Annotated in this window: 14 protein-coding genes; 9 read left to right on the top strand and 5 right to left on the bottom strand. The window is 32.1% G+C overall.

Annotated elements, in window-relative coordinates; genetic code table 11:
- The first annotated feature begins 55 nt into the window (after positions 1 to 55).
- Positions 56 to 823, top strand: a complete 768-nt coding sequence (locus H0I26_RS11555; RefSeq protein ID WP_218698984.1) for a CDP-alcohol phosphatidyltransferase family protein — start codon at positions 56 to 58, stop codon at positions 821 to 823.
- Positions 824 to 855: 32 nt separating this feature from the next.
- On the opposite strand, the gene H0I26_RS11550 is transcribed toward H0I26_RS11555, so the two are convergent.
- The 3 genes from H0I26_RS11550 to msrA are packed head-to-tail and all read right to left on the bottom strand — an operon-like array spanning position 856 to position 2,365.
- Positions 856 to 1,158, bottom strand: coding sequence for a hypothetical protein (locus tag H0I26_RS11550; protein ID WP_218698982.1), 303 nt, complete (start codon positions 1,156 to 1,158; stop codon positions 856 to 858).
- Positions 1,159 to 1,211: 53 nt separating this feature from the next.
- Complete coding sequence (gene folE, locus H0I26_RS11545) at positions 1,212 to 1,808, bottom strand: GTP cyclohydrolase I FolE (RefSeq protein WP_218698980.1); 597 nt, start codon at positions 1,806 to 1,808, stop codon at positions 1,212 to 1,214.
- A 2-nt stretch (positions 1,809 to 1,810) separates the two neighbouring features.
- Positions 1,811 to 2,365, bottom strand: a complete 555-nt coding sequence (gene msrA / locus H0I26_RS11540; RefSeq protein ID WP_218698969.1) for a peptide-methionine (S)-S-oxide reductase MsrA — start codon at positions 2,363 to 2,365, stop codon at positions 1,811 to 1,813.
- A gap of 172 nt (positions 2,366 to 2,537) precedes the next feature.
- On the opposite strand from msrA, the gene H0I26_RS11535 reads away from it, so the two are divergent.
- The 6 genes from H0I26_RS11535 to H0I26_RS11510 all read left to right on the top strand — a co-directional run bounded on the left by H0I26_RS11535 (position 2,538) and on the right by H0I26_RS11510 (position 8,936).
- Complete coding sequence (locus H0I26_RS11535) at positions 2,538 to 5,000, top strand: DUF5916 domain-containing protein (RefSeq protein ID WP_218698967.1); 2,463 nt, start codon at positions 2,538 to 2,540, stop codon at positions 4,998 to 5,000.
- A 51-nt stretch (positions 5,001 to 5,051) separates the two neighbouring features.
- Positions 5,052 to 5,711 (top strand): ABC transporter ATP-binding protein, encoded by a 660-nt coding sequence (locus tag H0I26_RS11530; RefSeq protein WP_218698965.1) that lies wholly within the window; start codon positions 5,052 to 5,054, stop codon positions 5,709 to 5,711.
- 3 nt (positions 5,712 to 5,714) lie between these two features.
- The gene (locus H0I26_RS11525; RefSeq protein WP_218698963.1) at positions 5,715 to 6,260 is read left to right on the top strand and encodes a CPBP family intramembrane glutamic endopeptidase; all 546 of its coding nucleotides are present in this window, start codon (positions 5,715 to 5,717) and stop codon (positions 6,258 to 6,260) included.
- Between the two features lie 149 nt (positions 6,261 to 6,409).
- On the top strand, positions 6,410 to 6,895 hold the full coding sequence (locus H0I26_RS11520; protein WP_218698961.1) for a hypothetical protein: 486 nt from the start codon (positions 6,410 to 6,412) through the stop codon (positions 6,893 to 6,895).
- Positions 6,896 to 6,907: 12 nt separating this feature from the next.
- A complete protein-coding gene (locus tag H0I26_RS11515) occupies positions 6,908 to 7,672 on the top strand; it encodes a TIGR02757 family protein (protein ID WP_218698959.1) in 765 nt (254 codons plus the stop codon).
- Between the two features lie 67 nt (positions 7,673 to 7,739).
- Entirely contained in the window at positions 7,740 to 8,936 is a 1,197-nt protein-coding gene (locus tag H0I26_RS11510; protein WP_218698957.1) for a sensor histidine kinase, read from the top strand.
- Between the two features lie 50 nt (positions 8,937 to 8,986).
- Here the strand turns inward: H0I26_RS11510 and H0I26_RS11505 are convergent, their stop codons facing one another.
- Together H0I26_RS11505 and H0I26_RS11500 are read right to left on the bottom strand one after the other, a co-directional pair.
- Positions 8,987 to 9,310: a DUF6799 domain-containing protein gene (locus tag H0I26_RS11505; RefSeq protein ID WP_218698955.1), complete on the bottom strand. Its 324-nt coding sequence runs from the start codon at positions 9,308 to 9,310 to the stop codon at positions 8,987 to 8,989.
- A gap of 104 nt (positions 9,311 to 9,414) precedes the next feature.
- On the bottom strand, positions 9,415 to 11,304 hold the full coding sequence (locus H0I26_RS11500) for a peptidase M61 (RefSeq protein WP_218698953.1): 1,890 nt from the start codon (positions 11,302 to 11,304) through the stop codon (positions 9,415 to 9,417).
- A gap of 152 nt (positions 11,305 to 11,456) precedes the next feature.
- Between H0I26_RS11500 and H0I26_RS11495 the strand changes: the two genes are divergently transcribed.
- Positions 11,457 to 13,385, top strand: coding sequence for a BatA domain-containing protein (locus H0I26_RS11495; protein WP_218698951.1), 1,929 nt, complete (start codon positions 11,457 to 11,459; stop codon positions 13,383 to 13,385).
- Positions 13,382 to 14,632, top strand: coding sequence for a dihydroorotase (locus H0I26_RS11490; RefSeq protein WP_218698932.1), 1,251 nt, complete (start codon positions 13,382 to 13,384; stop codon positions 14,630 to 14,632). The genes H0I26_RS11495 and H0I26_RS11490 overlap by 4 nt, the downstream gene beginning before the upstream one ends.

The raw sequence follows: 14,632 nt of genomic DNA, 5'->3' as shown, positions 1-14,632 counted from the left end.
ATTTATAGTATTAACCTGGTATATTCCGCAACACCTATCTATCTTATGACTTTACATGTCAAAATTACCACAAGCGCATAAATTTATTGATCTTTCGGATTACGGAAGACCTATTGCCAGAGTTATTGCCAATCGTTTAAAACACACCCAATTTACACCAGTCCATATAACTTTAGCTTTTATAGTCTCTGGACTAATTGCTATTTACTGTATTATAATGGGTTATTATTGGACCGCTGCTTTCTTTTTAATATGTAAATCTATACTTGATGCTGCAGATGGCGAGTTGGCTAGAGTCAAACAAACCCCCTCATATACGGGGCGTTATTTAGACTCGGTTGCAGATATTTTATTAAATGCTATTATTTTTAGTGCCATTTGGTATATCACAGAGACTCCTATTTGGTTAACTGTACTAGCCTTTTTAGGAATACAATTACAAGGCACGTTGTATAATTACTATTATGTTATTTTAAGAAATAAATTTGATGGTGATACAACAAGTCGCATTTTTGAATCTAAAACCCCAATCGCTTTAACTGGCGAAAAACAAAGTCATGTTAATACTCTTTTTAAACTATACACGCTATTATATGGTGGTTTTGATAAAACCATTTACTTTTTAGATCCAAGAGCAGCCTACGGAAAAATATTTCCAAAATGGTTGATGACTAGTATTTCGACCTTTGGTTTAGGGTTTCAATTATTGATTATAGCTGTATTATTAGTCTCAGGATTAAAAGACCAAATCATTCCTTTTTTTGTTGGCTATTCTGGAATGATTTTTATTTTTATAGCGATCAGGAAATTATTTTACAAATAAAAGCAGCACCTTTTAAAGTGCTGCTTTGGTTTTTAATTAGCTGTAATAGTCTTGTCTTTTGCTTTGTTGCTGTATACATAAGTATATAACCACATAAGGGTAAAGGATGGTATAATATCAAACCCGGGCAACGCTTCTTCAATAAAACTAAAAACAGCTGCTATTTTTCCGGTGCGGCCTTTATATAACTTCGTCATTAACCAAGCGGACGCCGGCGCCCAAACAATATCGGCAAATTCGCCAATACCTGGAATAATAAAAGAAACATAGCCTAAGGCATCAAAGATTAGCTCTAAAAATAGTTTTGTGTATTTGTTTGTGTCGTTAAAATTCATTTAAAATAATTTGTAATTGTATGGTATACAAAGCAAATAGTATTCCAAAAATATTAACTTAACTTAGTGCTTATTAAATTTAAAAATTCTGTACGAGTTTCAATATTTTCAAAAGCCCCTCTAAACCCTGAAGTTGTCGTGACGCTATTTTGTTTTTGTACCCCACGCATTTGCATACACATGTGACTCGCTTCAATAACTACCGCTACACCTTCCGGCTTTAATGTATCATTTATACAATCTAATATTTGATGCGTTAAGCGCTCTTGGACTTGCAAACGTCTAGAAAAAACATCCACAATTCGTGGTAATTTACTTAATCCTACAATATGACCATTTGGAATATAGGCAATATGTGCTTTTCCAAAAAATGGTAATATATGATGTTCGCAAAGCGAGTAAAATTCGATATCTTTTACAATAACCATGTCATTATAAGATTCCTTAAACATAGCGCCTTTTAATATTTCAGCCGCATCTTGATCGTAACCCTGCGTTAAAAATTGCATAGCCTTAGCTGCGCGCTCTGGAGTTTTTATTAAACCTTCGCGATTAATATCCTCTCCTAAATCTTCAATAATATTTTTATAACGTGCTTTAACATCATCGGTAACTTTAATATTATACTCCTCAAATTGTTTATATGGCATCTTTAAACGTGTTTTTCTTTTAATTTATTACTATAATATTTTTTGATCTTATTAATTTTTGGATCAATTACAAATTGACAATAAGACGCTTCTTTATTTCTGTCATAATATGTTTGATGCGCATCTTCGGCGATGTAAAAAGGGCCTAATGCTGTAACTTCCGTTACAATTGGATTATCAAAAACAGTTTCTCTTTCTAGTAAATTAATAAAAGCTTCCGCCTTTTCTTTTTGGATTTCAGAATTGTAAAAAATAGCAGATCTATACTGTGTTCCTACATCATGTCCTTGTCTGTTTAAAGTTGTGGGATCGTGTGTTGCAAAAAAAAGCTCTAGTAACTCGGTATACCCTACTTCATTTTCATCATAAAATATCTGAATCCCCTCAGCATGTCCTGTCCTCCCTGTTGTAATTTCTAGATAAGCCGGATTTTTAATAGTACCTCCCGTATACCCGGAAACAACCTTCTCCACGCCTTCAATTCTTAAAAAAACGGCTTCTGTACACCAAAAGCAACCACCTGCAAACGTAGCTATTTGTAAATTTTCTTCTTTCATTTTATAAAAATAACTATTTCCGCATAGCTTACATTTATCTCTGTATAAACAAAATTAATTTTAACGTTTAATTATGAGTATAATTTAACATCAAATTTAGTTTTGTAACATCATACTGTAACAAAGGAAAAATAATAAGGTCTTTACTACAGTAATCATCAATCAAAACTAAATGAAACCTTACTTACTGTTCTTTTTCGCAATAATAATGTCCTATCAATCCATAGCACAAGATAAAAAAGCGTATCAAATAAAACGTACTGAATACCCACCAAAAATAGATGGTGTTTTAGACGATAAAGCTTGGATTGATGCTCAAGTAGCTACAGATTTTACCGAATTTAAGCCTGATGTTGGAGACACAGCTACAGCAGATAAAAAGACTAAAGTTAGAATGACTTATGACGATTCTGGTATTTACGTAGCGGCCTATTGCTATGATAAGCCGGAAGATATTATGCGTCAATTTACACAACGTGATAATTTTGGGCAATCTGACTTTTTTGGGTTAATTTTTAATCCTAATAATGATGCACAAAACAATACCGAATTTTTCGTGTTTAGTTCAGGCACACAAGCAGATGCTGTGGAGAGTCCAAATTACGGAGAGGATTTTGGATGGAATGCCGTATGGGAAAGTAGTACAAAAATAGTTGAGGATGGTTGGATCGTAGAAATCAAAATACCTTACAGAGCATTACGTTTTACGCAACAAGAAGATCCAACTTGGGGCATCCAGTTTCATAGACATTATAGAAAAACACGTGAACAAATGACTTGGAGTGCTATTGATGTCACTAAAGGAAATGTTGGTCTTTATAATGCCGAATTAAAAGGTATTACAAACATCACACCACCTACCCGATTAAGCTTTTTTCCTTATGCTTCAGGATTAGTTAGTACTTATGACGGTCAGACTGATTCTGATTTTGCTGCAGGTTTAGACATTAAATATGGTATTACAGAAAATTTAACCTTAGATGCTACCCTAATTCCAGATTTTAGCCAAGCAGGTTTTGACGATGTACAACTAAACTTAGGCCCTTTTGAACAGCAATTTTCTGAGCAACGTCAATTTTTTACCGAAGGTGTCGATTTATTTAGCAAAGGTAATTTATTTTATTCCAGACGTGTTGGAAACAGTCCAAGCGGACGATTAAATTTAAACGATAACGAGTCTGTACACGAGTACCCAGAAAAAGTACAATTATTAAATGCTGTAAAAGTATCGGGACGCACAAAAAGTGGATTAGGTATTGGTTTTTTTAATGCCATCACAGAAAAAACAGAAGTATCCATTACAGACGCAGAAACTGGAGGAAAACGAAATCAAGTGGTAGAACCTCTAGCTAATTATAATATCATGGTTTTAGACCAACAATTTAATAAAAACTCTTCTGTAACCTTAATTAATACAAATGTAACCAGAGATGGCGATTTTAGAGATGCCAACGTTACTGGGTTGCTATTAGATTTAGTTAATAAAAGTAATACTTATGGGGCTGTAGCCGAAGTTAAAATGAGCACGTTTAATGACGTTCCTGATAAAGAAAATGGTTATAATGCACAGTTTGCTGTGGGTAAAAACAGTGGAAAACTTAGATATAGTATTGATTACAGCTATGCTGATGAAAATTATGACATCAACGATTTAGGAATCCTTTTCAGAAATAATTATAGTAACTATGGTGCAGATATTAGTTACCGTACTTTTGAGCCTAGTAAAAACTTTAATAACACCTATTTGGGTGCTTGGCTAAACTACGAACAACTAGCTAATCCGAATACTTTTACGGGAGCAAATACAGGTATTGAATTTAATGGACAAACCAAAACACTTCATAATTTAGGAATTAACTCTAATTGGAATATTGGTAAACAATATGATTATTTTGAGCCTAGAAACGGGTTTGATAGTTACTTTGTTACCGAAAATTATGCACAAACCAACATGTGGATTTCTAGCAACTACAACTTGTTTTTTGCGATTGACGCTAACCTTGGGTATGGGCGCTTATTTAATCAAACACGTAAAAATTTTAATAATGTTTGGTTTGGGCTAAATCCAAGATTTAAATTTAATGACAAATTTTTAATGGTATTAGGTTTTGATTACGACAATTATACCGCAGACCGAGGTTATGTCAATGGTCAAGAAATTGACGACAGGATTTTATTTGGACAACGGGATCGTATAGACATGACAGCAAGTATCTCTGGTAGTTATAACTTTAACTCCTTTAATGCATTAACGTTAAGTTTTAGAAACTACTTGAGCACAGTTACTTATGATAATAACCTGTATGTATTACAAAACAATGGAACCCTAAGTAAATCGGATATCTATACTAAAAATACGATTAGCAGTGACCCTGATTTTGATCCGGACATTAGCTTTAATACTTGGAATTTAGATTTAAGCTACACCTGGCAATTTGCTCCGGGAAGCCAACTGACTGCATTATACCGAAATCAAATTTTTAATTTATCTAACAACTCGGAAGCTAGCTTTTTTGACAGTACAGACGATTTATTTAAACAACAACAACGTAATACGTTTTCGTTAAAATTAGTTTACTTCATTGATTATAGTGATTTAAGAAATGTTTTTAAAAGAAAAACCAAAACCAGTTAATTGTTGCCTAACAATATTTAAAGTAGTAATTTCCGTACTTTACAAATATCTATGATTAAAGCAAAAAATATACACAAGTATTATGACGATTTACACGTATTAAAAGGTGTAAATGTCCACATCAAAAAAGGAGAAATAGTGTCTATTGTCGGAGCTTCTGGTGCAGGAAAAACGACATTATTACAAATATTAGGAACGCTAGATTTTATTGAAAATAAAAAACAAAGCGAACTAAAAATTAATGGTAAAGATATTACAGGTTTAACCGAAAGACAATTAGCGCAATTTAGAAACCAGCATATTGGATTTATATTTCAGTTTCATCAACTTTTACCAGAGTTTACAGCTTTAGAAAATGTCTGTATTCCCGCATTTATAAAAGGAACCAGTAAAGCTGAAGCTGAAGGCAGAGCTAAAGAATTGCTTGCTTTTTTAGGCTTATCACATCGCTATAATCATAAACCTAGCGAGTTATCTGGTGGAGAACAACAGCGTGTTGCAGTTGCTAGAGCTTTAGTAAATAATCCTGAATTAATTTTTGCTGATGAACCTTCTGGGAATTTAGATAGCGAAAGTGCTGAAAATTTACATAATCTATTTTTTAAATTAAGAGATCAATTTGGACAAACCTTTGTCATTGTTACTCACAACGAAGAATTAGCTAATTTGGCAGACAGAAAATTAACCATGGTAGATGGAAATATTATTTAATATATGATCAAACTATTTCAGTCTATTTTTGCTTATGTTAAAAATCCACGTCCAAAACAATTAAAACACATCACCTTTGAACAAAAATTTGGTATTGTATTTCAATGTGTCCCTCTTTGTCTAGTACTTGGATTGGGGTTTGGTGTTTTAATTGCTGTACTTGAAGCTGTGGGTGTTTATAGTTCTGACACGCATGCCATGAATAAGCTTTTTGAAGAAAAATCTGGAATTTATATCATATGTACTGCAGTAATTGTTGCCCCAATAATTGAAGAACTAATTTTTAGAGGACCAATAACGCTATTCAATAAAAAATATTTTAAAATAGCTTTTTACTCCTTCACATTACTTTTTGGTTATGTTCATATTATGAATTTTGAGATTACACCAAAAATAATATTATTATCGCCACTATTAGTAGCGCCTCAAATTGTTGTAGGATTCATTTTTGGTTACATCCGGGTGCGTTTAGGACTAGTCTACTCCATGTTATTACATGCCAGTTATAACGGCGTTATAATTATTCCTTCTGTCTTATTGATGAGCTAAAAAACTAAAACTTGTTTTTTAACGCAACCAAAACAGATCTTTTGCATCTATAAATAAAAGCAATGCTAAAAAAAACGGCGTATGCCCTCCTATTTTTTCTAGGCCTTCAATTGATTTTATTTTCTTGTTGTAAAGAAAAAACTTATCGAGTGCATCTACAATCTCTTGTTATATATGACGAAACTGATGGTGTCATAACCACAACTTCAGAAGACTTATTACTATACGTAAACTTTATTTATGACTATCAAGATATCACTTCAATAAATACCTCTAACTTCAATTTCAACACAGCTTTAGCAACGACTTGTCCCGATAATGTTTATATTTATGAGCATGCGTTTACTAACTTAAATATTACTGCCGACCAAGATATTAATGGTATTATAGCTGGTGAAAGTCTTAATGAGATTATGAAGTTTTCTTATTATGATCGCGACAATAGTTTTGAAATCACCGAATTTTATAATCCTACAAACACTGAAGATAACCCCTTCCAACAATCACCAGACTTAATAACTCTATTTTTTAACGATACAATTGTACCCCCAACAGCGTTTAAACTAACCATTACAATTGAAAACTCTAATGAAGACACATTTACGGTGACTTCTAATACGTATATTATAGAATAAGAACCATCTTAAATGAATAAAAAAGACCTTAAAGATTTCCTAGACAATAAAGTAGAACAGTATAATAAGCCCGATTTCATAACTAGTGATCCCATTCAAATTCCGCATTTATTCAACAAAAAAGAAGATATTGAAATTGCTGGTTTTTTAAGTGCGACTATATCCTGGGGAAACCGAAAAAGTATCATTACTAATTGTCATAAAATGATGGTTTTATTAGAACAGTCGCCATTTGATTTTGTTATGAACCATCAAGAGTCTGATTTAGAAAAGTTAGAACCTTTTGTACATCGCACATTTAATGGTCTTGATTTTATAACGTTTATTAAAGGCCTACAACACATATATACAAAACACGACGGTTTAGAAGCTGTATTTACTAAACATGCTGAAAAAGACAGCTTACAATTATCAATACATCATTTTAAACAAACCTTCTTCGAAATAGAACATTTACAACGCACACAAAAACATATTAGTGATCCGCTTAAAAACAGTGCTGCTAAGCGTATCAATATGTTTTTACGCTGGATGGTGAGACCAAACACTACTAATGTGGACTTGGGGATTTGGACCAGTTTATCTCCTGTTCAATTATCGTGTCCTTTAGATGTACATTCTGGAAACGTCGCTAGAAAATTAGGGCTTTTAAAACGTAAACAAAATGATGGTAAGGCTTTAGCCGAATTAGATACTGCATTAAGGCAATTAGATAAAAATGACCCAGTAAAATATGATTTTGCTTTATTTGGTTTAGGTGTTTTTGAAAAATTTTAACGTTATAAAAACCAAATTATCAGTATTTTTACGCATAATAGCATAATAAGTAACATTTCATCCTTAAATGATTAAACCTGGTTTTCCTATAAATGAACTTGAACGTGTCTCTTCTTTACAAAAATATAAACTACTAGATACACTTCCGGAAAGTGATTTTGACAACATTACCAGTTTGGTAGCGACCATATGCGATGTTCCCATCTCATTAATTACATTATTAGATGCTGATCGTAATTTCTTTAAATCGCACCATGGTCTAGATTTGCAAGAATCACCAAGAGACATCTCTTTTTGTGGACATGCCATTTTAAATGAAGACGACATTTTTATTGTTGAAGACTCCAGACAAGATATCCGTTTTAAAGATAATCCTTTAGTTAATGGTTATAAGGCTATTTTTTATGCGGGGGTACCATTAAGAGACCAGGACGGGTTAGCTTTAGGAACATTATGCGTGTATGACCACAAACCAAGACAACTGACTAGTTTACAAAAAAAAGCTTTAATTACAATTTCTAAACAAGTCATGAATTTGTTTGAATTAAGACTTAACAACAGGCTTTTAGATGAAACAAAGCAAGAATTAATTGATCGAAATAACGAACTAAATAAATTTGCAAGTCATGTCTCACATGATTTAAAATCACCATTAGCAAATATCATTTCGTTAACCAATTTTCTAAAAGAAGAAGACGGTAATACGTTTACTGAGGAGTCCGTTGAATTTATCAACTATATTGAAGAGTCTGCAGAATCTTTAAAAGACTATATTGATGGTATATTAATGCATTATAAGACTAATGAATTACTACGAGCAGATAAAGAATTAGTTAGTATTGATCAATTGTTTGATAGTGTACAACGTATGCACATGTTGGATGACAACCAATTTAAAACAAATAGCAACACTCAAAATGCATTTATTAATAAGGCTGCAATTACCCAAATATTAATAAATTTAGTGGATAATGCTTTAAAATATAACAAAAAATCTAATCCAGAAGTTTTATTAAACTATACCGAAAATAAACACCACTATCTTTTTTCTGTTACAGACAATGGCAATGGTATTCCTGATAATCAACAAGAAGAAGTGTTCAAGTTATTTAATAATAACAATCAAATAGACACTACAGGAAAAAAAGGAACTGGTATTGGTTTATTTACAGTCCAAAGCTTGGTAAAAAAACTTGGTGGTTCCATTACTTTACAATCTGAAGTAGGCACAGGCAGCACATTTAAATTTACCATAGCAAAATAAAAAAAAGCCTAATCATACGATTAGGCTTTTTTTATAATATTAGATTTTAACTATGATTTACTCATTAATTTAATAAGCTTTTTAGTCAAAGTTTCTTGGTCTTTATAAAAAGTTCCACTCATTCCTAAACATTCTCCATCTTTAAGTTGAAGCGTTTTCTTGTCTGTGACATAAGTACCATCTGTTTTAACAACTGTACCATTATGTAAAGTCACATTCTCCTTTAATTGCGCAACACCATCTGCGGTATAATGAAATACTTTACTATCTAACAAAATCACGTAATTAGTGTCCTCAATTGTTTTAGCATCTTGTGCTTGCAAAGAATTTACACCTAAGAATAACGTAAATACAATAAGAATTAATTTTTTCATTTTTATATATTTTAAGTTTATTAGCCGAATAATTTTTATAAAATCTTATAAATCATCCCACAAGTTAAGTCTTTCAACTTTTGTGCCAAACTTTTTATACTTAATTAACCTTTAAGCCAAGCTTTTCTTGTTGCCTTTTGTGCAGCAGTAGCTTTTGGGTTTTCTGCTAATTTAGTTCCCATAGTATAGGATTGCGTAGTTTTTGTTTTAATAACAATCTCTTCTCCTGCTCTATCAATAACCACATTAATATCTGTTCCTGGTTGCCACATATACATCCCTGTAATAACGGTTTGAGCTGTTCCCATATTTAATTCTTTACCATTAACCGTTTTAATAACATCTCCTGGTAAGACCCCATTATCTGCCCAAAAACTATTATTACTCACTTCTTCGCTAAAAGGAATTGTCATATTTTCTTGATTAGGAGAGAAAATTAAAACACCATCATTTTGTATATAATTAGTTTTAACACGCCCTTCATCCAAAGATAATCCTACTTTTTCAAAATAAACGGAATAATCTATCGGTGTACCTCCAACAACATGTGTATTTAAAAACGCTCCAATACTTGGGTAGGTCATTGCTGTAATTTCTTCAATTAACTTATCATCTTCAAAAGGTTTGTTTTTACCATATTTATTAGACAATTCTTTCATTAAAGATAAAATACCTCTATCTCCATTACTCTCTTCACGCATTAAAATATCTACACACATACCAATTAAAGCCCCTTTCATGTATACATTATAATACTGAGGTGCATACGGTTGGTCTAGTACATTTTCACTCATTACTGTAAAACTCATACTATCATCCATATTGGCTGAAGTCTGTATTTTACTTAAAATATCTCCATAAAATTCTTCATTATCAATTAAATCTTGATCAACTTGAAATAATGTCGCAAAATACTCTGTCACACCTTCATACATCCAAAGATGCTTAGAAAATGTTGGTTGGTTATAGTCAAAATAGTGCACATCTTCCGAGTGTACACTTAAAGGCGTTACAATATGAAAAAACTCATGAGAAACAACATCAACCATACTTTCTGCTAGTGCCTCAAAAGGTGAACTTTCTTCTAAAACTACCACTGTAGACGTATGGTGCTCTAAAGCGCCAAATCCTTTAGGAGAGTCTGGCTTTCCTTCAGATAAATATAAATAAATATCATAACGTGGTGTACTATTTACATCACCTAAATATGCTTTTTGAGCAAGCATCATTTTTTCCATAACAGCTTTAATACTTGCTGCTGTATGTACTTTATTTGGAGAGTATACACTTAATACGATCTTAATATCTCCGACCTGGAACTCTTCAACATCTAAATCACCATAAAACATTGGATTATCAGTAATATCAAAGTAACGCGGCGCAAAATAACTAGACGTTGCCAATTTACCATCATCACTAACGGTTTTACCTGTTTCTTGTAAAGCAGAAGTACGTTTAAAATCTGCCGGTGCCGTAACATCTAAACTGTATTGGCTATCCTTTAAATTATCAAAATACCCAATAAAACCGTGCAAGTTTAAGACGTAATTAGTAGGTTCGATATTTGTTCCTGCTGGAGAAAATGGTGCTTCCCCTCCTATTCCTCCTGATACTTCTTGATCAAAAGTATCATTAGCATTATATGTAATGTAGTCTAACTGTGTTGCATTGGCAATAGTCCAAGTATTTGTATCAACTTTTTTTGTTGGCAATTCATTTCCTTTATAATCTACCGCTTTGAAATCGTCAATATATTTACCAAAATCACTCACAGAATACGTTCCTTGTACAACTCTAGGCAGTCTATAAGTTACTGTTTGCTCTGTAAAACGTCCAGGGTTAATCGTTACTGGGGCTTTATCGTTTACGACTTTAGACAAATCAATTGCTGTCGCTATTGGTGTTTGAGACGCTAATTTATCAGTTGTTTTTGTACTATTACAACCGACTAATAAAAGTCCTGTTGCGATAGTAGTTACTAGAAGTTTTTTCATTATAAATGTTTTGATTGTTAATGGTCTTGCTTAAAAGACGCTCAAATGTAAAATTTGTTACATAACAAATACATTAAGTTTTTGTTAAAATGTTATTTTGGGAATAGGCACAATTAAAATGCAATTATTATCTTTGACAAACTTTAAAATTAATGCAGTTTAAAAACCCAGAACTTCTTTACGCGCTTTTCTTACTGCTTATACCTATTATTGTTCATTTATTTCAGCTTAGAAAATTCCAAAAGGTATACTTTACTAATGTTGAATTTCTAAAAAGAGTACAATTACAAACCCGTAAAAGTGCGACAATTAAAAAATGGCTCATACTAGTCACACGACTGTTACTGCTCGCAGCAATCATCTTTGCATTTGCACAGCCCTATTTCTCGAAAACAAATACTTTTAATGCCGAAAAAGAAACCGTTATCTATTTGGATAACTCTTTTAGTATGCAGGCCAAAGGGGAAAAAGGCGAATTATTAAAACGTGCAGTACAAGATTTAATTGAAACTATTCCTGAAACCGAAACATTATCCTTAATTACAAATACCGATAGTTACAGAAACACGACTATAAAAGCCATTAGAAATGAATTATTACAACTCAATTACTCCTCGAGTCAACTGGGTTATGACGCGGCTGTATTAAAGTCTAAAAAAGGGTTTTCAACTAACAGTAACACTATAAAAAATTTAATTTTTATATCAGATTTTCAACAGAATACAACAGAGTTTAATACCATAAAAGATTCTAGTATCACTCTAAATTTAGTCAAATTAAGACCTGTAAATCCTAATAACATAACCGTTGATAGTTTATACATTTCAAAACAAGACCCAAGTAATTTAGAACTAACAGTTATCTTAAAAAGTAAAGGACCAGAAGTTAAAAACTTACCCATCTCTTTATTTAATAATGGACAACTATTATCGAAAGCATCGGTGGATATAAATGGAGAAGCCTCTACTATCTTTACAATACCTGCAAATCAAATTATCAAAGGAAAAATCACTATTGAAGACACACAGTTACAATTTGATAACACCCTTTATTTTAATATAAATTCACCCTCAAAAATCAATATCTTAGCAATTAGTGATACCAATACAGATTATTTAAGTCGCATGTTTACCGAAGATGAATTCAATTTTACTTCAAAAACAACCAGTACATTAGATTACAGCTTATTTGATAACCAAAATTTAGTAGTTATTGATGAGACTGAAACTTTGTCTGAAAATTTAACAACAGCATTAAAAGCCTTTACAGACAATGGAGGTGCTGTCGTTTTCATTCCCGCTACAAAAGGAAAGCTAACCGACTATAATACCTTTTTAAACCGTTTTGGTTTTTCTTCTTTTAAAGCTATACAAACCACTGAAAAACGTATAACAAGCATAAACTATGCACACCCTATTTATGCTAATGGTGTTTTTGAAAAACGTGTTGATAATTTTCAGTATCCAAAAGTAAACCGTTATTATCCGCAAAGCAGTGCTAAATCAATAAGCGTGTTGCAGTTTGAAGATGCTAAACCTTTTTTGTCACAAAACAAATCGGTTTACGTGTTTTCCGCTCCCATAAATATGGAGAATTCCAATTTTAAAAACATTAATTTAATTGTTCCCACATTTTATAATATTGCAAAACAAAGTTTAAACACGTCTACATTATATTATACCATTGGCCAAAATAATAGTTATGATGCGGCTATTAATTTAAAACAAGACGCTGTAGTCACTTTAGTTAATGCTAAGGATAAAATAATACCAGAACAGAGTTACTTTAATAATAAAGTGGTTATAAAGACAAATGATCTACCTGAAAAAGCAGGTATTTACGATTTAAAAAACAATACAGAAATCATACAAAACATAAGCTATAATTATAATAGGGCAGAAAGCAACTTAAGTTATAGCAAATTAGATAATTACAAAAACGGAACAGTAAGTGATTCTATCTCTTCTGTTTTCGAAAACATAAATAACGATACTAAAGTCAACGAATTATGGAAATGGTTTGTAATTTTGGGATTCGTATTATTAATTTTAGAAATGGTCATCTTAAAATATTTTAAATGAACGTCTTAATAAAAAAAGCAACAATTGTAGACCCCACAAGCAAATTTCATAATGAAGTTTGTGATGTGTTAATTGAAAAAGGAAAGATTAGTCAAATCGCTAAAAGCATTGCTAATACTAATAATTACAAAACAATAACTTTAGATAATTTACATATATCTCAAGGATGGTTTGATAGTAGTGTCTGTTTTGGAGAACCTGGTTTTGAAGATCGCGAGACCATAGAAAATGGTTTAAAAACAGCAGCTAAATCTGGTTTTACAAGTGTTGCGTTACAAGCAAATACTAATCCTATAATAGATACTAATGCTAACATTGCTTTTGTACTTTCAAAAGCGCAAAATCATCCCGTACAATTATTACCTATAGGTGCTTTAACAAAAAACAGCGAAAGTGTTGATTTGGCAGAGCTTTTTGATATGAAAAATGCTGGAGCGGTCGCTTTTTCGGATTACAAAAAACCAATCAGCAACCCTAATCTCCTAAAAATAGCCTTACAATATGCTAGTAATTTTGATGGGTTGGTGTGTTCGTTTCCTTTAGAAACAAAAATATCTGGTAAAGGAATAGTAAACGAAGAGTTTACAAGTACGTCATTAGGCTTAAAAGGAAGTCCTAATTTAGCAGAAGCATTACAAGTGACTAGAGACCTGTTTTTATTAGAATATGCTGGTGGGAAACTACATATACCTACTATTTCTACTGCAGAAAGTGTCTCGCTTATTAGAGCTGCCAAAAGTAAAAAACTAGATATAACTTGCAGCGTAGCTATCCATAACTTATGCTTAACGGACGATGTGTTAGTAGAGTTTGATACTAATTATAAAGTCAACCCGCCACTTAGAATACAAAAAGATGTTGAAGCTTTAATAGAAGGCTTAAAAGATGGCACTATAGATATGGTTACAAGTGATCACAATCCCGTTACCATCGAAGATAAAAAAGTAGAATTTGATCATGCCGCTTTCGGAACCGTAGGTTTAGAAAGTGCTTTTGGCGCTTTAAACACAGTCTTTTTAACTAAAAAAACCATCCAACTATTAACTAAAGGAAAAGCTAGATTTGGTCAAGAAACAACGAGTATAAACGAAGGTGAAGTCGCTAATCTAACGCTATTTAATCCAACTTACACATACGCTTTCGCGGAATCTGATATCGTTTCAAAATCTAAGAATAGTGCGTTTTTAGGCCAAGCATTAAAAGGAAAAGCTTACGGAATAATTTCAAATAACAAAATAGTATTATAA

Origin of the sequence: Olleya sp. HaHaR_3_96 (assembly GCF_019278545.1) — a bacterium.
Taxonomy (GTDB): domain Bacteria; phylum Bacteroidota; class Bacteroidia; order Flavobacteriales; family Flavobacteriaceae; genus Olleya.
Note: the sequence above shows the minus strand (reverse complement) of the source record. Positions and strands in the feature narration are given on the sequence as shown.